Below are 19402 nucleotides of genomic sequence, written 5' to 3'. Positions count from 1 at the left end.
TCAAGGAGCAACAGCCGCGAGGGAGCCCGACATCGACGGCGATTACTAACACGCTATTCATTTCGAACCTGACAGCAGGTGTCAGGTCGGAGGTCTAGGCTCGGACCGAGAGGGGGCGTAGGCCTGGATGACGAGGGTCGCCGAGACCCTGCCGGATTACTTGGGTCAGGTCCTGCCCGCGATGTACCGCCGGGGCTACCACCTCCGCCTCGCGAAGGGAGGGCCCGACTACGCCCACCTGCCCGAGCAGTCCCTCCTCGTCCACGTGCTCAACGGCGTCTTCGGCCTCCTCCGCCTACTGGGCTGGCTAGAGCAGGCAGGAATCGCAATCCCGGGTCTGGACGAGGCGACGCTGCGGCGGGTGCTGGCGCTGTACACCATCCACGACGTGCACAAGCTGGGAGACCTCGAGCGCCTGGGTACCTCCGAGTTCAGCATCCCGCTGACCCGGCTCGCCGAGGAGTGGGAGGCGCTGGGGCTCGGCTCCTTCGCCGGGCCCGTCGACGAGCACTTGTTGCGGGCCGCCAACGTGAGCAAGCTCAGCCGCCACCAGGGCGACCTCCTGCTTGCCGGCCCCGGCGCAGGGCGGCAATGGCTGCTGGTCCGCATCGCCGATGCGATGGCCTCGTGCATCGATCCCAGGGAGGCGGCCTCTTCTCTCGGCGGGTACCTCAAAGCCCTGTCGCCGGAGGTCGCAACGGGGTGGCGGCTGTACTGGCACGAGCTGCGGGACGTGCGGGGGGTGCTCACCAACCTGATCCACGCGGCCGTGGCGGAGGAGGCGCGAGGCCTGGGCCTCTACCCCCTGCTCTTCTTCCCCACGGGGACCCTGTACGTGGGGCCCAAGGAGCAGCGCGACATCGCACGGACTCCGTTCGTGGAGTTCGTGGACTCGCTAGCGGAGCGGCTTTTGCGCCACGTGACGCCGCCTGAGGACAAGCAGAAGTCGGCCGCCGCAGAAGGGCTGCGTCGGGAGAAGTACGACTTCCAGCCCTACGTCTACGCCTTCGCGCGGGTAGAGGTGCTCTTGGAGATCGTGCTCGAGGAGACGCAGAGAACGAAGCCCGACCCGAAGGCGGTGCATGAGGACATCGAGAAGATCGGCAGGAAGAAGAGCGCACCCAAGGGATGGACCAGCGGGTTCGAGGGGCGCTTCCGGGTCTCCCGCGCGGAGTCGCGGGGCTTCAACGAGCGCTGGTCCCTCGCGCGCCGGTACCTGCTCTACCTGGACGCCATCCTCAAGGCGCTCGCGCCGGGCCTCGACCGCGTCGGCTGGTACGAGGAGACCTTCGATCTGCCGGCCGACGTGTCCTCGGCCCTGCGCGAGGACCTCCAGCTCTTCGAGAGCGGTGGCGTGGGCAAGCACGTGATCGTCCCGGCCTACCACTTCCTCAAGGGGAGCGCGTTCACCGCGCGGCCGGCCGAAGCCACGGACGTGCCGGAGGTGCTGCAGCGCCTGCACGAACGGGTCCTGGCCCGCCTCCCGCACGGGGAGCTGGAGGCCGGCCGCAGGGCGGTGGTGGAGCAGCTGGGCTTTGCCCCCGACCTGCGGGAGTACCTCGGCGAGCACCTCGTCCTCTCCTGGGTGCCGGAGGCCCGCTCTGCCAGCGATCCTATGCAGCACTATGCCGCACCCAAACGTAAGGGCCATAGCAGGCGTCTGTGTTCTCTTTGCAACCGAGTCAGCGAGCACGTGCAGCCGCTGCGTACCGACGTGCTCGGGGACTTCGGGCAGGTCTTCTCTAACCGGGTTCTACCCGCCCAGAGGGCACCGGAGGAGCCGCGGCCCTGGTGCCCGGTGTGCCACCTGGAGTTCATGCTGCGGCGGCTGGCGGGGCTCTCCCTCCCGGCCGGAGCCGACTACAGGGTCTCCTACCGCATCTACCTCTACTTGCTGCCCACGTACTCGTTCACGCCGGAGCACGCCGCGGTGCTGGGCCGGCTGCTGCGTCCGCTCCAGCAGGTCACCTCGCTGCCGGTGCGCGACTACGGCGAGGCCTCCCCGGGGCTGCCCCGGCTCTGGCTGGAGCGGAGAGCGCTCGACCCGGACTGGATGGACACGGTGGTGCAGGTTCTCGAGCGGGAGGCGGACCGCATCGCCCGGGGTGGGCCCTTCGGGGACCGGCTGCTGACCACCGGAGTGTTCACCCAGTCCAACTATCTCCTCGTTCCGTGGGAGCGGTCCGTCCGCCAGGGGGAGCGGGACGACGCGCGCATCCCCACCCGGACCGAGGCATGGGCCAAGGCCACCTTCGCGGCTGCGGTGATCGCGGCCCTCACGGGCAGCCGAGTATATGTCACCGAGCGCCCCTTCCTGCCGCTGTCCGATCCCGAGGCCCTCAAGCCCATTGTCACGCTCGACTCGCCGCCGCCGGCGGTGGCCAAGCTGCTGGGCAACGAGCAGGACCCGAAGCTCAGGTCCCAGGTCGAGAGCATCAGTCTCTTCGGCCGCGAGGGCGGCGGCCGCTCGGGCCTGGAGCGTGCCCTGGACCTGTGCGCGGCGCTCTGGCAGGTGACCTGCGACGTCCGGAGGGCCGGCGGCCCGCCGACCAAGGACAAGCACGTGGCCGAGCGGCTGGGCGCGCTGGTCGCCGAGCCGCTGGCCGGCGCCCGCTTCTACAAGGAGTACGCGAGGCTGAACGACGGCGCATCGCCGCCCCCGCCCCTGGCGAGGGCCTGCGAGGTGTTGCTGGATCACCTGGGAGGTGAGGCGATGGATCTGGTGTCCCGCATCGCCGAGAAGACGCTGGAGATCCGCCTGCCCTACCGCGAGTTCGGCCGGGGGAAGGTACACAACTACGAGCTCGTCTTTCGCGAGGCCATCCGCGCCATCCGGGAGGAGTTCGTCAAAATCCCGGAATTGCGGCGCCTGGCTCTGAGCGGCGGGGAGCCTCCGGCGGAGAGCCTGGCGGAGTTGAAGTGGCGTGCCGCAGGAAGGCTTTACAAAGCGATGGAGCGGCGCTGGGACACGAGGTACCGCGGCATCATCAGGCCGTGGGGAGGGGATCTGAACGCAAAGGTCTGGGAGCTCATCGAGCTGATCATCGATGAGGTCTACTTGCGTCAAGCAGAAGGTTCTTTCAGTCGCTTCACGCAACTCGAGAATGGCCTTGCGGATGGGGTGTACTATTACATCGATCGAGTCCTCCCCCAGAAGTGGGAGGAGTATACCCGGCTCAGGGCTGAACGCCAGGCACAAGCCGAGGTCGAGGCATAACTCTGCTCTAGGGGGTGGCAGAGCGATGAGCCTGTCCGGCATCGAGGCGTTGGAGGAGTATGCGGGCTTCTTCGCGCCCCAGATCCCGCGCGCACCCGAGGGCCGCTTCGCCAGCATCGTCCTGCTGCGGGAGACCAAGTCCTACGCCATCTTCACCACGGAGGGCGGCGAGCAGCAGGACACCGAGCGCACCCGCGCAGGCCTGCGCCGAAGCGAGCCGGCCGACCGCCTGGTGATGTTCAAGCGCAAGCAGGTGGCACCCGAGCGGCGCACCGGCAAGGCGCTCATGCGACAATACGGGGTGTTCCCCCACGCCTTTGTCAGGAAAGGGGGGGAGCTGATGGACGTGATCTACGGTGCCGAGGCGGTGGATGAAGCTCAGCGTACGAAGACGGTAAGCAAAGATGATGTAGTGGCGGACTGCTACCTCACAGAGGGCCTTTGCACCCATTGTCCCGACTGCCTCATTTACGGCTATGCGGCGGTGGAGGGAGAGGGTTCGCGCAAGTCCCGCGTGCTCACCGACTCGTGCTTCAGCGTGCGGCCGTACCCGTTGATCCAGAAGGGCATCAAGTTCAACGTGATCGACGAGCAGGAGCAGACCTCCGGTACGATCACGGAATTCGACCACACCATGCCCGAGATCTTCCTTCCGGCAATTGTGACCACCGTAGACTTGACCCTCGACGAGTTCGTCTACGTCATCTCCAACATCCTTCACACGACGAGGTATGGCAAGGAAGCATCTAGGCAGGGGTTCGTGAGGAATCATATCATGGCCATCGCCTTCTCCGACGTAGAGCTCTTCGCGAACCTTGAGCTCACTCAGGCATTCTACGACGCGTTTGTGGACGAGGGCATGGACCTGGCTACGCATCCCCTCTCGCGGCAGGATTTCGAGCGCCACCTACCCGCCGTGATCGAGCAGCTCAGCTCCGGGATTGCGGGACGCCTGCATTGGGTGACGGGCGAGAGGTTGGCGCAGATCCTGGACGAGGTCCGCGGCCTCGGCCGCGACGGGGAGCGTTTCGCCGCGTTCCTCAAGGGGCTCAACACCAGGTCCAGCGAGTTCGCCCTGGGCAAGGGTGCGGAGTGAGGCATGCAGGTCTTCCGGGCAGTGCTGGAGCTGCTGGACTACGTCTTCTTCGCCACGGTCGAGCGCGGCAAGGTGTACGAGACCGGCCGCTTCATCCACAACTACGCGCTGGCCTATGCCCTGCGCCTCGCGCGCTCGCCCTACGGATGCCTTGAGCAACGGCCAGACTACCCGCGAGAGCTCGCGGAGCTCAACGCGCGGGGCCTCTACCTCACGCCCGCCCATCCCATCCGGACGTCGTACCGCCTCAGCCAGTGGAACACCGTCCGCGAGGCGTACGGGTTCGGGAAGAAGCCCCAGTCCCTCGGCTACCCCGACTGGGGGTTCGCGCGCGTGCTCGCGCCGGGCAGCTCGTTCGAGTTCTACGTCCTCGCGGCCCGGCCGGACGCGTGGGCGGGACTGCCCTCTCTGCGGGCGCTGGGAGGGAGCGGGGTGGTCTACGTCCGCCTGGGCAAGTTCCTGGGCAAGGCGAGGGTGCGCTTTAGCCTGGCAGAGGAGGTGATGCAGCGGCGGGGCCCGTACACGGCTACGGTGCTGCGGGACCGGGCCGCGGCGGGCGAGGCCGCTTCAGGTCTGCTCCTCAACTGGCGCGACCTACCGGCGGAGCCCGTGTCGTGCACCATCTACCCCGCCACGCTGCCCACGAAGCTCATCGCCGATCCCCAGTTCCTCGACGGCGACCACTACGTGGCGCGGTTCGAGGGGCTGCAGGTGGTGCTGCCCGCTGGCATGCGCTTCCTCGCCCGTACGGGGACGTGAGCATCGCAGGGTGGTGAGCGGTCCAGTGGTGGAGGTCTCGATCCCCCCTGTCGCGTACGCGCAGGTCGAGGTGGACGATTGGCTCCCGGGCCTGAAGCCCTACGCGCACCAGTGGGAGGCCGACCGCCACGCCGTGGCCGCGCTGGAGGAGCGGACGTCGCTCTGCATCTTCCTCGTGACGCCCACCGGCAGCGGGAAGACCCTGGCGGCGTACGCGCCGAGCATCCGCCTGGGCGAGCCGGCCATCGGGATCTATCCCACCAACGAGCTGCTGGCCGACCAGGCGCGCGCCCTCGAACCCCACTACCGGCGGCAAGGGTCCCGGCCCGTCCTGCGCGTGGACAGCGATGCCCTGGAGCGGTGGCAGGTGGAGCTCGAGCTGGAGCGCCACGGCGAGACGCTGGAGACGCTACTCCACTGGGGCGGGGTGGTGCTCACCAATCCGGACATCCTCTTTCAGGTGGCGTTCGGCTTGTACCCGGGCCCGCGCCCCCTCGCCCAACGCCTGTGGAGCGTGCTCGGCGGGTACCGGCTGTTCCTCTTCGACGAGTTCCACCTCTACTCGGTCAAGCAGCGGGCCGAGGTCGCCTTCCTGGTGGGCGCCCTCCACGCGATCAAGCCGGACCTGGGGCGCGTGGTAGTGTTCGCTTCGGCCACGCCGGACCCCGACATCATGGCCATGCTGCGGGACCGGCTGGGCCTCCCGGTGCGGCTCATCGAGGCGGTGCCGGCGGAGGGGCCCCACGCCCGCTGCGCCGGCCAGGCGGTCACCCTCAGGGTGATGCCGGCGGAGCTCGAGCGTTGGCAGGTGCTGGACCAGCTCGAGGAGGCCCTGGACCAGCTGCGCGCCTTCCGCGCCCGCTACCCGGAGGCCCGCTTCCTCTTCATCCTCGACTCGGTGGCGGCAGCGGTGGCGGTAGCCCAGCGCCTGCGCAGCGAGCTCGGGCCCGACGAGGTGGGCGAGGCGCACGGGCTCAGCAGCCAGGCGATGCGGGCCGAGGCGCTGCTCCGGCGCGCCACGGTGGGCACGTCGACCATCGAGGTGGGCGTCGACTTCAAGGACGCCTTCGAGAAGGACTGCCTGGTCTTCGAGGCGCGGACGGCCAGCAGCTTCCTCCAGCGCCTGGGCCGCATCGGCCGCCACGAGAAGGGGAGGCCCATCCCCAACCTGGCCATCGCCCTCGTGCCCGGCTACGTCTACGAGTACCTCGCGGCCAAGCTGCCCCCCGGCGTCGAACTCGGCCGCGAGCCGCTGCGCGACCTGATCGAGGAGGCCTACCGCCGGCCGGAGGAGTTCGGGGGGTACCTCGGCCGGTACGGCTCGGTCCCCATGGCCGAGGCGATGCAGCTGGTGAGGAGCATGTTCCAGCCGGACGACCTGCCGCGCATCGAGGGCCGGCTGGGCGACGTGATCCGGGCGGTGACGGGGGATTCGCCGGGGAAGGCCATGTGCAAGCGCCGGCGGCTCGCCGAGGCAGGGGTGCTCGCCCCCCTGCTGACCTTCCGGGGAGCGGGGTTGGAGGCCGCGATCCTTGATGTGCGGGGAGAGGACCCGGGCTGCCCGGCCAAGCGCTACGACCTCATCTTCCTGTTGCGGCGCGGCGTCTTCGAGGAGCTGGACGAGCGCGCCTACCAAGCCGAGCTCGACCGGCTGGCGAGGGAGCACCCCGAGTGGGCCGCAGAGCTGGCCAGGGAGCGGCGCTTCGGCCGCCTGGTCCAGGCACGCGAGGACGACCTCCTGGGCGTGTGGGGCTACTTCCGGTTGACGGGGCTGCTCGCCGAGCCGCGGCGGGTCTGGTTCGAGATCCCCGAGGAGGAGCTGGCGGGCAAGAGGGGACAGGTGACCGTCCTCGAGGCGCTCGAGGTCCACACGGAGCCGGCCGTGCCCCTGCGGCTGCTCAACCGGACGCTGCGCCGCAAGCGGGTGGTCGCCTGGGTGATGGACGTGCACCCCGCGAGCGTCCGCCTCGGACGGGCCCTCCCGCCGCTCTTCGCGGTGTACGAGCTGCGGCCCCTCCGCCCTGGCGGAGGCGCGTACTCCCAGCCCTGGTGCATCGCGTTCAACCAGAACGCGTTCTTCCTGGACAGCCTCGCGTGGCGCCCGGGGCGCGGCGACGCGGTGATCGTCTAGGGGGTGACGTATGTGTCGGCGTGGGATCCGCTCGCGGCACGCGCCGCAAGCCCGCGGGAGGTGAGCTACCTGTACTCGTGCGTGGTGTTCCTCACCGCGGACGGGCCCGCGGTCTTGCCTGCCACGCAGGGGCACCATGCCCACGCTGCCTTCCTGGACATGGTGCGGGGGGTCGACCCCGGGCTGGCGGCGTGGCTCCACGACGCCCGCGGTCGCAAGCCCTTCACCATCGGCCCCCTGCGCGGACTGCCCCAACCACGGCGGGGGGAGATCCAAGTGCCGGCCGGCTGGACCTGCTGGCTGCGCTTCACCTTCCTGGCCCAGCCCGTGTTCGAGAGCTTCCGCTCCGCGCTCCTGCGCGGATCGGTGCAGCCGCGCCTGCGGCTCGGGAGCGGATCGTTCATGATCAGCGAGGTGCGCTACGGCCCGGGCAGCCATCGCTGGGCCGGGTGGACCACGGCGGAGGCGCTGGCGGCCCGCATGGGCCTGCCTGGCGCGCCGCCCGCACCGGCGCCCGCGGCGTCAGAGGAGCACGACCGGGAAGCGGCGGCCGACGACGCACCGGTCACCTTCTCCTTCGAGCTGGCCTCTCCCACCGCGTGGAGCCTCGGAGGAGAGCGAGGGAGGCGGGTCGAAGTCTTGCCGGCGCCGGCGCTTTTCTTCGGGAGCCTCGTCGCGTCCTGGAACGCCTGGTTCGGAGAGCGGCTCGGCCGCATCGACCCCACCCTACGCGAGTACGTGGCGCAGGCGGTCGTGGTCAGCCGCATGGAGCTGGCGACGCGCATGTACCGCTACCAGGAACACCTTCAGGTGGGTACGGTGGGTCGCATCACCTACCGGCTGCTCGACTCCCCGCGCGCGCCGGAGGCGAGGATCCTCGACGTCCTGGCCGACCTGGCCTTCTACTCGGGCGTCGGCTACCGCACCACGATGGGGATGGGCCAGGTCCGGCGGCTGGCCGATGAGGAAGGGATGCGCCGCGGCGAGGGGCACGGCGCGGGCGATCGGCAGGAGGTCGCGGGCGATGCCTCCCACGGAGCAGGGTGCCACGATGAACCCGCGTGACGGTACCGACTACCTTCCCATATCCATGCTCAACCAGTGGGCCTACTGCCCGCGCAGGTTCTACTACATGTACGTCCTGGGCGAGATGGAGCACAACGCGCCGGTGCTCGAGGGCATGCTGCAACACGAACGCGTCCATGCCGGCGGGGTGGAGAGCGAGGGTGAGGCGCGCGTGCACCGCAGGGTATACGTCTGGTCCGATCGCCTGAGGATCGCCGGCTTCGCCGACCTGGTCGAGGTGCGGGGCGGCGTGCTCCTGCCCGTGGAGTACAAGCACGGCCGCATGGGACGCTGGCTGAACGACCACATCCAGCTCTGCGCCCAGGCCATGTGCCTGGAGGAGCGCACGGGCCGGCCGGTGCCGCGCGGCGCCGTGTTCTACTGGGGATCTCGCCGACGCCAGGTGGTGGAGCTGGACGCCAAGCTACGCGCCCGCACCGAGGCGGCGATCGTCCAGGCGAGGGCGCTCGCCGAGTCAGGCGCGCTGCCGCCTCCGCTCACGCACCGGGCGAAGTGCCGCGACTGCAGCCTCGAGCCCGTCTGCCTGCCGCGCGAGGTGCGCCGGCTGCGCGAGGAGGCGGCGGGTCACGGCGGCGCGGGGGGAAGCTGTGAGCCATGGCGACGCTCTACGTAACGGAGCCGCGCTCGCTCGTGCGCAAGGACGGCGACACGCTGATCGTCGACGTGCCGGCCGACCGCCAGCGCGGGACCGAGAGGCGGTCCGTGCGCGTGCCGCTGATCAAGGTGGACCAGGTGGTCATCCACGGGGACAGCACGGTGACGGGGGCGGCGCTGGCCGCTCTGCTGGAGCAGAGGGCGGAGATCTGCTTCCTTAGCGCGGACGGGCGCTTCCGGGGTCGGCTGTCGCCGGAGTTCTCAAAGAACAGCGTCGTCCGCCTGGAGCAGTACCGCGCCCATGACGCCCCGGAGCGGGCGTTCCCTTTGGCGCGCTCCTTTGTATACGGGAAGCTGGCCAACATGCGGACCCTGCTGCTGCGCGCGAACCGGAAGCGTGAGGACGACAATGTGGCGGCAGCCGCAGCCACGTTGAAGGAGCTCATGGATCGGGTGGCCGCCCTGGAGCGGGACCCGTCTGCCGCCCCGCCGGACCCCTCGGCGCCCCAGGCCGGGACGGTGGAGGGGACCCTAATGGGCCTGGAGGGCGCCGGCACCGCGGCGTACTTCGGTGCGTTCGGCCGCCTGCTGGCGGGGGGCTGGAGCTTCGAGCGGCGCACGAAGAGGCCCCCGACGGACCCGGTGAACGCCCTGCTCAGCTACGGTTATGTGCTCCTCATGCACCAGGTGGCCGCGGCCGTCCAGCTGGTGGGCCTCGACCCCTATGTGGGGTACCTCCACGGTGCGGAGTACGGGAAACCAGCCCTGGCCTTCGACCTCATGGAAGAGTTTCGGCCGATCATTGTGGATTCGGTGGTGCTCACTGTGCTGAACAATGGCATGCTACAGCCCGACGACTTCAGCGAAGAGTTCGGAGCCTACAGGCTGACCGATAAGGGCCGCAGGATCTTCCTGCAGAAATTCGAAGAGCGGCTAGACACAGAGGTGCAGCATCCCATCTTCCGGTACAAGGCGACCTACCGGCGGTGCCTGGAGCTGCAGGCACGGCTCTTGGCCAAGGCCCTCACGGGCGACATCCCGCAGTACCGGCCCTTCCTGGTCCGGTGAGGAGAGGGGATCCACATGGCGGGCGGCAGGCCACCGGAGAGCTTCTACGTGATCGCGTACGACATCCCGGACGACCGGAGGCGCACCCGTATCCACAAGATCCTGCGCGGATTCGGCCGCTGGACCCAGTACAGCGTCTTCGAGTGTCACCTCACGGACAAGCAGCTGGTCCTGTTGAGGGCGCGCCTCCTCAGCCAGATCAAACCGGACGAGGACAGCCTCCGCATCTACCCTCTCTGTGCGTCCTGCCTGGGCAAGGTGGAGACGATCGGCTCCCCCAAGCCGGAGCCGGAGCGGATCTACCTCGCGTAGCGGTGGGGTGCGCCGAGTCCTCGTGATGCTCGGGCCGTCCCCATCGTTGGTCTTGTGGGGTGCACCGGCGAGCCCGGTCCGCGAGCGGCGAAGCGGTCCCCATTCTGCCGGAAGGCGCTCGCGGCACGGGCCGGGAGCTGGAACCCTTGCGGGAGAAGGCTCTTGCGGTGCAAGAGGCCGTGGCCGTCGCGCCAGAGCCCCTGCAGGGATGACCGGGGACCCCTGCGGGGAGCGCGGTGCTCGCGGTCTGGTCTGGGGTGGGGGAAGGGGATCGTGAGGCTCCGGATCGGATCGGCTAACGTGGGGCGCGTGACCGGCTGGCAGCGCAGGGTTTCGAGGCTGAGTGGGGAATACGTACCCAGCGGGCGCGAGCGGTTGAAGAGCAAGGAATGCCGAGTGAGGCATTGAAACTTGTACCGCCACTCGCCCGTCAGCGGGTCCCGCTCCAGTTGAAGAGCAAGGAATGCCGAGTGAGGCATTGAAACCCGACGATGGGGCGGCGTAAGTTCTGGCAGTTTCGCGTTGAAGAGCAAGGAATGCCGAGTGAGGCATTGAAACCTCCAGGTACTGCGCCAGGTCGTCGGCCTGCTCCGGGGTTGAAGAGCAAGGAATGCCGAGTGAGGCATTGAAACAAGTTATCGAGGACAGTCTCAGGCGCTACCTACCAGGTTGAAGAGCAAGGAATGCCGAGTGAGGCATTGAAACGGTAGAGGAGGAGCATCCGGCGAGGCCGGTCTAACCGGTTGAAGAGCAAGGAATGCCGAGTGAGGCATTGAAACCCGCGATGGCGATCCGGATCAAAAACGACCCCAAGGGTTGAAGAGCAAGGAATGCCGAGTGAGGCATTGAAACGGTAGAGGAGGAGCATCCGGCGAGGCCGGTCTAACCGGTTGAAGAGCAAGGAATGCCGAGTGAGGCATTGAAACCTCGTAGTAGACCACCCACCGCTCCGGCCGCTCTGCCAGTTGAAGAGCAAGGAATGCCGAGTGAGGCATTGAAACCGTAGATGTCTTCGCCCGTCCGGCCGCTCCCGCTCCGCGTTGAAGAGCAAGGAATGCCGAGTGAGGCATTGAAACGGGTACACGGCGGGAATGGTGGCCGTCAACTGGACGGGTTGAAGAGCAAGGAATGCCGAGTGAGGCATTGAAACTACCGGTGGGTCAAGGAGGGCCGATTGCCGTCTGTCCGTTGAAGAGCAAGGAATGCCGAGTGAGGCATTGAAACCGCCGTGTCGTGGACGACGATCCACTTGGGCGTTCGCGTTGAAGAGCAAGGAATGCCGAGTGAGGCATTGAAACTGGCCGGAGCCGGACCCTAACCGGCCCGTGATCGACCTGGTTGAAGAGCAAGGAATGCCGAGTGAGGCATTGAAACTACCGATTTCCCTGGTTGGCGCATGCGCGACGATCACGTTGAAGAGCAAGGAATGCCGAGTGAGGCATTGAAACGGAAAGATGGCGCGGCGGCGATTCCTTAACCTGCTACGTTGAAGAGCAAGGAATGCCGAGTGAGGCATTGAAACCCGCCAGACGAGCCCGAGTGACAAGCAGGCGATCACGTTGAAGAGCAAGGAATGCCGAGTGAGGCATTGAAACCAGATCTACGGTCGCCTGCTGGCCGAGCTTGTACTGGTTGAAGAGCAAGGAATGCCGAGTGAGGCATTGAAACATCGTAGTCCGTTTGGGTCAAGCCCAACGGGTCAATGCCGTTGAAGAGCAAGGAATGCCGAGTGAGGCATTGAAACCACGCCATACAGCCGGCCCACGGCCTTGTCGCCGAGGTTGAAGAGCAAGGAATGCCGAGTGAGGCATTGAAACGATTTCAGCGATCAACTCATCTTCAGCACAGTCGGAGGTTGAAGAGCAAGGAATGCCGAGTGAGGCATTGAAACTTGTGGTTGGTTCGCGACCACCACTCCACGAGCCGCCGAGTTGAAGAGCAAGGAATGCCGAGTGAGGCATTGAAACCTTTGACGGCGAAACGATCCTGGTGAAGTAGGGGGGAGTTGAAGAGCAAGGAATGCCGAGTGAGGCATTGAAACCAGCCACGTCGCCACCGTCTGGATGCCCGGTTCGAATTGAAGAGCAAGGAATGCCGAGTGAGGCATTGAAACCTCGAGGGGGATGTAGCGCCCCTCGGGGCTGGTCTTGTTGAAGAGCAAGGAATGCCGAGTGAGGCATTGAAACTTGCCCATGCCCATCTCGTCCGCCAGAATCCCCCGCGTTGAAGAGCAAGGAATGCCGAGTGAGGCATTGAAACGATGTGCGTGCTCATCGAAAAGTTGTCGGCATGATCGAAGTACAAGCCCCCAGTGGGCGGAAGGACAAGCTCAGCCGCCAGGGGAAGGTTCTTCCCAGACTCGTAGGCGGCCATTTGGCGGGGCGCAGGCAGGAGGGACGGCCGGCGGTGGTGTGGGCTTCGAGCTCGTAAAGTTGTCTGGGCGGCCCCCTCCTGCGAACCGCCTACATGGGCGCGGCTTCGGCCGACAGCCTGGACAGGTGAGTGCGCTGCGATCGCCGTCTGCGCCCCAAGAGCCCGGGAGAGGGGGAGCCACGCCGTGCCACGGTATTTCGGGCTGGACCTTCACAAACGGTACGTCCACGGCTGCGAATGGCAGGTGGACGCGCAAAAGGGAAGGCATTTGAGCCTGTTTCACGAACCCAGGTATTTCCGCAGGATTGCCCTCACGTGGGTTTAGGTGAAGCCATGGATTGGAATTCTCCGTCGCCCGAGGTGTCCCTATGGCCTACAACTTCCGCCCGGTGAACCGCGACCAACTGTACCTGCTCCCACCGAGCCTTCGCGACGGGCTGCCCGAGGACCACCTGGCCTGGTTCCTGATCGACGCCGTCGAGCCGATGGACCTGCGGGCGTTTCGGAGCAAGTACCGCGCCGACGGATGGGGCGGGGAGAGCTACGACCCCGCCATGATGGTGACGCTCCTGCTGTACGCCTACTGCGTCGGCGAGCGGTCCAGCCGGCGGATCGAGCGACTGTGCCTCGAGGACGTGGCCTTCCGGGTGATCACCGCCAACCAGAAGCCGGATCCCGTGACCATCGCCCGCTTCCGCCAGCGCCACGAGCGGGAACTGGCCGAGCTGTTCACGCAGGTGCTGCGGCTGTGCCGCGAGGCGGGGCTGGGGAAGGTCGGCGTGGTGGCACTGGACGGGACGAAAGTCAAGGCCAACGCCTCGCTGGCGGCCAACCGAACCTACGATGCGATTCGCCAGGAAGTGGAGAAGATGCTCCGGGAGGCGGAGGCCACGGACCGGGAAGAAGATGCGCGGTACGGCCCCGGGCGCCGTGGGGATGAGTTGCCGGAGGAACTGCGCTCCCGCCAGAGCCGGCTGGAGCGGCTGAAGGCGTGCAAGCGGCGGCTGGAGGACGAGGCGGCCCGGGAAGCCGCCCGGCAGCAGGCCCGCATCGACGAACGGAAGGCCCAGGAGCAGGCGACCGGCAAGAAGCGGCGGGGGCGGAAGCCGAAGGCGCCGGATCCCTCGGTGGATCCGGCGGCGAAGGCGAACGTCACGGACCCGGACAGCCGGATCATGAAGACCCGGCAGGGCTTTGTGCAAGGGTACAACGCCCAGGCGGTGGTGACCGAAGACCCGCTCATCGTGGCCGCGGCGGTGACGCAGGACGCCAACGACGTGGGCCAACTGCACCCGATGCTCCAGCAGGCGCAAGCCAACCTGCGGGCCGCGGGCGTGGACAAGCCCATCCGCGCCGTGGTGGCCGACGCGGGGTCCTGGAGCGAGGCGAACGTGAAGCAGGCACCGGCGGATGGGCCGGAACTGTTCCTGGCGACGAGTAAAGAGTGGAAGCAGCGCCAAGCCTGGAAGGATGCACCCCCTCCGCGAGGCCGCATCCCCAAGGGGCTGAGCCTGCGGGAGCGGATGGAACGCAAGCTGCGGACCCGGCGAGGGCAGGCGATCTACGCCAAGCGGAGCCAGACCGTGGAGCCCGTGTTCGGGCAGATCAAGACCGTGCGAGGCGCCGACCGGTTCCTCCGTCGGGGTCTGGCGGCGTGTGACAGCGAGTGGAAGCTGCTCTGCCTGACCCATAACTTGCTGAAGCTCTGGCGGAGGGTCAGGGAGCGATCCGCCACCTTGCCCTTTGAATGTACGGTGGCGGGCTTGGCGTAGAAGGGTAACGACCGGGCCGCCGGCCTACCCCGTCCTGACCGTCAGCCCACGGGACATGGCCGAATCGACCCGGTACGTTCCCCCAGTTCTGATCTCGTCAGGATCAGTGAAACAGGCTCCACACCCGGCCGAAAGGCCGGGTGAGGATTGAAACTCCTGGCTCGTGTGTGACAAATGCGGGTACAGAATCGTCACACCCGGCCGAAAGGCCGGGTGGGGATTGAAACTTGCCGCCCGTGGCCACCTCCACGTGGACCGTTTTTGGTCCCGTGCGCGAATTCTTGCACCTGGCGACAGGCTTGGTGCCGCCGGCTGACGGTAGATTGCCAGCATCCCGGCCTCGCCTTGCCCTGGCCCGGGCGCTGTGTGAGGATTGAAACGGGCGGGCTCGTGGTTGTGGTGCGGAGGCGGTGCCAAGGCTCCGGCACCGCCCGAGGGGCACCGCCGATCGTGAGGAGGGCAGGGCCATCGTACCAGGGGGTCGTGCCGCACCCGCGGCCCCCATCACAGGGTGCATCCGCAAAACGATGTAACGCCGCCGGTGCTCATGCGATGTACCCACGGTCCCTATCAGAGGCGCAGCACGGCATGGACACGCCAAACGGCCAAGACACGCCGACGAAGAACCTGCGCGACCACGTGATCCTCCTGGTCCGGCGCCTGCGGGCCATGGGGCTCCCCACCAGCCCGGCCGACGCCGTGAACGCGCTGGCAGCTCTGGAGCACGTGGACCTGGGCGACCCGGCCGAGGTGCGATCGGCCTTGCGCCTCGTCCTGGCCCGGCGGCCTGAAGACCTCCCTGTGCTGGAGCGGGAGCTGGATGCCTTCTTCTGGGGGGATCCGGTGCGCCAGCGGCTTCCCGGTTGGCTGGCCCGTCGGCGGCCTGCCGCGACGTCCGCCACCTCCGACCCCGTGGGGGACCGCCATCATGGGGATCCCGCGGACGACTCCCATCCTCCCGACCGCGACCCGCTGTCGGAGGCGGCGTCGGCGTCCTCGCGATCGTCTCCCGGGCATCCCGACGCCCGTTCCGACTCCCGTTCCGCGGCGGAGGCGGGCGACGAACCGGCCGGTGGGGACCCGGCGGGGCATCCGGACGATGGGACGGGACCGACGGCCGAGGCCGCCGGCTCCCGTGCCACCGACGGCGATCCCGACCACCCCCGCGCACCTGGTGCCGACAGCGTGCAGGATCTGGGCTTGCACCTGATCCTGGCGGTGCTGCCCGCGGCCGCGTCGGCGGGGGCCGGCACCGGCGTCGAGGCCGACGGTTCCTCCCACGGCAGCCGCGCCTGGCAGGCCCGGGCAGGGGGGAGCCCCGGCGGTTACAGCCCCCTCGCGGTGCTCACCCGGCGGGACGTGCAGCTGCTACACGACGAAGACCGCCGCCTGGTGATGGCGGCCGCCTCCCAACTGGGGCGGTGGCTCGCCACGCGGCCGTCGCGCCGGTTCGTCCGGGCACGGAAGGGCGCCATCGACGGCCGGCGGGCCCTGCGCGAGGCCGCGCGCAAGGCGGGCGACCTCTTCCAGTGGCCGCGCCGGCGGCGGCGTGCGGGCCGGCTGCGCCTCGTGGCCGTGCTGGACGTCTCGGGGTCCATGGACGTCTACAGCCAGCTCTTCCTGCACTTCCTCCACGGCCTGCAGCAGCAGGGGGGGCGGGTCGAGACCTTCGCCGTGGGGACGCGACTCACCCGCCTGACCACGGTCCTGCGCACGCCGCGACCCGAGGCGGCCATGGCGCGGGCGGCGGCCGTCACCGCGGACTGGTCGGGTGGAACGCGGCTGGGGGAGGGTTTGTGGAGGCTGGCGGATCGATATGGCCATCTCCTCGACCGGGACACCGTGCTGCTGGTGATCAGCGACGGGCTGGATCGGGGCGATCTCGGCCTGCTGGACCGGGCATTGCGAGCCTGCCGGCGGCGGGTGCGGGCCCTGATCTGGCTGAACCCGCTGGCGGGCGATCCCCGCTACGAGCCCCTCGCGCGCGGCATGCAGGTTGCGCTCCCGTATGTCGACGTGCTGGCGCCGGCCCACAGCCTCGAAAGCCTCGTGCAGCTATCCCAGGAGCTGCGGCGGCAGGCGTGGGCCGTGCACCGGCTTCGTCGGACGAACCGGCCCCGCGCCCGCCGCCTTCCCTCTTGAAAGGGCCCTCCTGAAAGGGAAGGCTCAAAGGGAAGGTTCCCGGTCTTTCACGGTGCCGCAGCAGCCCGGGCCCGGCCCCTCGCGGCACCGCCGTCCCCCAGGCCGGTTCTCTATCCGTGCCCCGTGCCCCCACGCCGCGGTACGGGAACCCGACGGCGCGGCCGCGGGACGTACCCGGTCCCCACCCGACGGCACGGCAGCCTGCCAGCCCACCCGGAGGATCGTACGGCCCCGAAGGATCGCACGGCGTCGCCGCCGCCCACGCCTCACAACGGCACCCCATCGCCTCACGAACGGGACGGGGCAGCCGCGGCGAGGGCGTCCCCAGCGATGCGGAACCCCCGCCACCCCCCGGGCTCCAGCCGCCAGGGCGGGGTCTGCCAGCGCGGTCGTCCGCGTTCCCGTGGACCCGTCGGGCGGCACGCCAGGACGCTACCGGTCTCGACGTCGATGAGCTCCGCCGGTCCTCGGCCCGACAAGGTCACGGTCACCGGTTCGGGGCGGTGATTGACCACCACCAGGTATCGGGCCGCCGGCGCCGCGGATGGATCCGGCACCGCCGAGGACGCCACCTGTCCTCCAGGGGATGGGATGATGCCCGGCGCCAGCGGGCCGGCCGGATTGGACTCGCCGACCTGGTGCCCACCGTCGACGGCGCCGGGGACCAGTACCCCCGTCTCCACGTCGGGATGGTCCGCCTCCCACTCCGGGACGATGCCGGCCAGCCCAGCGGCCAAGCGGTAGACCTGCTCGGGCCCCAGGGGACCGGTCCCGGGCCGCGAACGGGGGGAGCTCCGTCCCTCGGCATCTTTCACGCTCCCCCACGCCCCCCCGCCTTGCTGGAGGGACGTGGGGCCGCTCCCCACCTCGCCGCCTTCGCCCTGGGGCACGGCTGTGACCCCCGACGCCGATGCCGGCGCCACCCCAGCCGCCGGGGAGGCGATCGGCCAGGCGGCCGTCGTCGATCGTGCCGGCGCCGACGCCGATGCCCGCGGTACCCCGGCGGGGGAGGCCGATGCCGCCTGGCCCCCTGCCGCGGCGTCGGCCGGGCGCCCGGTCTCGGAGCCCGTTCCGCGGCCGGCGCCATATGCCCCCGGCATGCATGCCAGGATCCACTCCAGCGGATCGGTGACCAGCACCGCCCACCCCCGACCGTAGCGGTGGACGAACACGGCCGGTTCGTCCGAACTCGCCGGTTCGTCCCACGTCACGAGGTCGCGGTCGGCATCGCCGTCGCCGCCGGGGCGGACCGGTCGAATCCACCCCATCACGCGGGCGCCGGTGGGCGATGCCAGCAGCCGCTTGCGGGGAGCGGAACGCGCGGGCGGGACGAGCCGGGCCACGGGCCGGGCATCCCCGGCCCGTGGATCCGGCTCGAGGAGGGCGTCGGGATCGCAGGCCGCCGGGTGTAGGAGCAGCTCCCACGGCCCGGGTCCGTGGACCGCCTCCCGCGGATGGGCGTCGAGCACCGTGATCCCGAAGACGTCGTCCATGCCGGGCAAGGCAGCCCCATCGTAGGAGAGGTAGAGGGTGCCGCCGGCCTCCACCCAGCGGCGCAACCGGTTCCACGTCCGGTTGGAGAGACTGTTGCGCCGGGGTACGCAGGGCAGGATCAAGAGCCGGTAGGGGGTCCAGTCGTCGTCGGGACGAACCAGCGCCACCGGTAGGCCGGCCCGGCGGGCGAGGACGAAGGCGTTGAACAGCACGGCGAAGTTGCGTTCCGGCGTGATGTCGGGATCGGCGTTGTCGTAGTAGCGCTCGGGCAGCAGGATCGCCGCCGGGCGGGGAGCGGGCGTCAGATCGTCCGGCAGTCGCCGCAGCAACCGGGCGAAGCGGCCGAAGGCTTCCCCCGCGGGCTTGGGGCGCCCCTGGGCGTCCAGGATTCCGAAGGCCACCTCGTACGGCGTGCTGTCGTAAGGAAGCTCCTCCGCGCAGGCGAAGTCGAGGCCACACCAGGCCAGGGCGCCCAGGCTGCCGTGGAGGAGAAGGCTCGCCAGCACCGCGCTGACGTAGCGGCCGTGGAGCGTGGGCGACATCATCAGGGTCGTGCTGCCGAACTCCTCCGCCAGGGCGGGACGACGGGCCATGGCCGCCACGAGCCGGTCGCCGAAGGGGACCAGGAGGTTGGGCCGCACCGTGCCCGCGGGGTCCGGACACCAGGGGGAGTAGATGGGGTAGAGGTGCATGCACACGAAGTCGGCGGCCTCCGCGATGTCCTCCGGGCGGAGGCCGCAGTCGTCCGCCAGGGAGGTGACGTGGATGCCCAGGGTGACCGGGACGTGGGGCGTGTGCGCCTTGAGCTCGCGGTACAGGAGCCGGCACCACAGCCACCCGGCGTCCGGGGATGGGGGCCGCACGAAGATGTCCGGCTCGTTGGCCAGGTCCCACGCCCGCAGGGCCGGATGGTCGCCGATGGCCTCGGCCACCGCCTGGATCAGGCGGACCTGGGCCCGCAGCATGCCGGGATCCGTGTAGGGGCACCGACCCTGGCGCCAGGGAACGTCCCAGTTCTCGCCGCTCATGTGGCCGGTGAAGAAGGTGGGGATGACGCCCAGGCCGACGGCGTGGGCCAGGTCGCAGAACTGCCGCAGCCGTTCCAGGGCGACGGGATCGACGCGATCCTCCTCGGGCTGGAAGTGGGACCAGCGCAGGAAGAACCGGACCACCTGGCATCCCGTGTCCGCCAGGGCCCGCAGCTCGCGGTGCACGGCGTCGGCATCCCACCGCGCCCACATCGCCACGCCCTGGCGACTCGGCCAGTAGTTGACGCCCAGCAAGAAACGGCGGCCCAGGGGCTGACGCGAACCCTCCATGGCGTTCACCTCGACGGCCCACGGCTCCTCGGCCTCGGG

The 19402-nt window shown here is 69.0% G+C and carries 11 protein-coding genes and 1 CRISPR repeat array; of the genes, 10 read left to right on the top strand and 1 reads right to left on the bottom strand.

All coding sequences use genetic code 11. The annotated features are described in order from the left end of the window. Nucleotides 1-127: 127 nt before the first annotated feature. From cas10d to Q5761_RS07860, 10 genes are all read left to right on the top strand, one after another. Nucleotides 128-3217 (top strand): type I-D CRISPR-associated protein Cas10d/Csc3, encoded by a 3090-nt coding sequence (gene cas10d / locus Q5761_RS07905; RefSeq protein ID WP_318750157.1) that lies wholly within the window; start codon nucleotides 128-130, stop codon nucleotides 3215-3217. Nucleotides 3218-3242: 25 nt separating this feature from the next. Continuing rightward, the gene (gene cas7d, locus Q5761_RS07900; RefSeq protein WP_318750156.1) at nucleotides 3243-4313 is read left to right on the top strand and encodes a type I-D CRISPR-associated protein Cas7/Csc2; all 1071 of its coding nucleotides are present in this window, start codon (nucleotides 3243-3245) and stop codon (nucleotides 4311-4313) included. 3 nt (nucleotides 4314-4316) lie between these two features. Then, nucleotides 4317-5072, top strand: coding sequence for a type I-D CRISPR-associated protein Cas5/Csc1 (gene cas5d, locus Q5761_RS07895; protein WP_318750155.1), 756 nt, complete (start codon nucleotides 4317-4319; stop codon nucleotides 5070-5072). A gap of 10 nt (nucleotides 5073-5082) precedes the next feature. Beyond that, complete coding sequence (gene cas3 / locus Q5761_RS07890; RefSeq protein ID WP_318750154.1) at nucleotides 5083-7203, top strand: type I-D CRISPR-associated helicase Cas3'; 2121 nt, start codon at nucleotides 5083-5085, stop codon at nucleotides 7201-7203. A gap of 12 nt (nucleotides 7204-7215) precedes the next feature. Continuing rightward, nucleotides 7216-8268 carry a CRISPR system precrRNA processing endoribonuclease RAMP protein Cas6 gene (gene cas6 / locus Q5761_RS07885; RefSeq protein ID WP_318750153.1) on the top strand — a complete coding sequence of 351 codons (1053 nt, stop codon included), beginning with the start codon at nucleotides 7216-7218 and terminating at the stop codon, nucleotides 8266-8268. Further along, complete coding sequence (gene cas4 / locus Q5761_RS07880) at nucleotides 8228-8902, top strand: CRISPR-associated protein Cas4 (RefSeq protein ID WP_318750152.1); 675 nt, start codon at nucleotides 8228-8230, stop codon at nucleotides 8900-8902. Before cas6 ends, cas4 begins: the two co-directional genes overlap by 41 nt. Then, entirely contained in the window at nucleotides 8884-9951 is a 1068-nt protein-coding gene (cas1d, locus tag Q5761_RS07875; protein ID WP_318750151.1) for a type I-D CRISPR-associated endonuclease Cas1d, read from the top strand. The genes cas4 and cas1d overlap by 19 nt, the downstream gene beginning before the upstream one ends. Before the next feature lie 15 nt (nucleotides 9952-9966). Further along, a complete protein-coding gene (cas2, locus tag Q5761_RS07870) occupies nucleotides 9967-10263 on the top strand; it encodes a CRISPR-associated endonuclease Cas2 (RefSeq protein ID WP_318750150.1) in 297 nt (98 codons plus the stop codon). Between the two features lie 374 nt (nucleotides 10264-10637). After that, a CRISPR array of direct repeats spans nucleotides 10638-12522; the repeat unit is 37 nt; unit sequence GTTGAAGAGCAAGGAATGCCGAGTGAGGCATTGAAAC. A 482-nt stretch (nucleotides 12523-13004) separates the two neighbouring features. Beyond that, nucleotides 13005-14408, top strand: a complete 1404-nt coding sequence (locus Q5761_RS07865) for an IS1182 family transposase (RefSeq protein WP_318750149.1) — start codon at nucleotides 13005-13007, stop codon at nucleotides 14406-14408. A 588-nt stretch (nucleotides 14409-14996) separates the two neighbouring features. Beyond that, complete coding sequence (locus Q5761_RS07860; protein WP_318750148.1) at nucleotides 14997-16550, top strand: VWA domain-containing protein; 1554 nt, start codon at nucleotides 14997-14999, stop codon at nucleotides 16548-16550. A gap of 287 nt (nucleotides 16551-16837) precedes the next feature. On the opposite strand, the gene Q5761_RS07855 is transcribed toward Q5761_RS07860, so the two are convergent. Then, complete coding sequence (locus tag Q5761_RS07855; RefSeq protein ID WP_318750147.1) at nucleotides 16838-19363, bottom strand: beta-galactosidase; 2526 nt, start codon at nucleotides 19361-19363, stop codon at nucleotides 16838-16840. Between the last annotated feature and the right edge of the window lie 39 nt (nucleotides 19364-19402).

The sequence above is a fragment of the Thermaerobacter composti genome, from assembly GCF_033582035.1.
In the GTDB taxonomy this organism is placed as follows: Bacteria; Bacillota; Sulfobacillia; order Thermaerobacterales; family Thermaerobacteraceae; genus Thermaerobacter; species Thermaerobacter composti.
This window is presented reverse-complemented; position numbering and strand designations above follow the sequence as displayed.

Excerpts from the sequence above, each read along its gene's own strand:
- cas10d (WP_318750157.1), top strand. The coding sequence starts at position 128 with ATGACGAGGGTCGCCGAGACCCTGCCGGATTACTTGGGTCAGGTCCTG.
- cas7d (WP_318750156.1), top strand. The coding sequence starts at position 3,243 with ATGAGCCTGTCCGGCATCGAGGCGTTGGAGGAGTATGCGGGCTTCTTC.
- cas5d (WP_318750155.1), top strand. The coding sequence starts at position 4,317 with ATGCAGGTCTTCCGGGCAGTGCTGGAGCTGCTGGACTACGTCTTCTTC.
- cas4 (WP_318750152.1), top strand. The coding sequence starts at position 8,228 with ATGCCTCCCACGGAGCAGGGTGCCACGATGAACCCGCGTGACGGTACC.
- cas1d (WP_318750151.1), top strand. The coding sequence starts at position 8,884 with ATGGCGACGCTCTACGTAACGGAGCCGCGCTCGCTCGTGCGCAAGGAC.
- cas2 (WP_318750150.1), top strand. The coding sequence starts at position 9,967 with ATGGCGGGCGGCAGGCCACCGGAGAGCTTCTACGTGATCGCGTACGAC.
- Q5761_RS07865 (WP_318750149.1), top strand. The coding sequence starts at position 13,005 with ATGGCCTACAACTTCCGCCCGGTGAACCGCGACCAACTGTACCTGCTC.
- Q5761_RS07860 (WP_318750148.1), top strand. The coding sequence starts at position 14,997 with ATGGACACGCCAAACGGCCAAGACACGCCGACGAAGAACCTGCGCGAC.
- Q5761_RS07855 (WP_318750147.1), bottom strand. The coding sequence starts at position 19,363 with ATGGAGGGTTCGCGTCAGCCCCTGGGCCGCCGTTTCTTGCTGGGCGTC.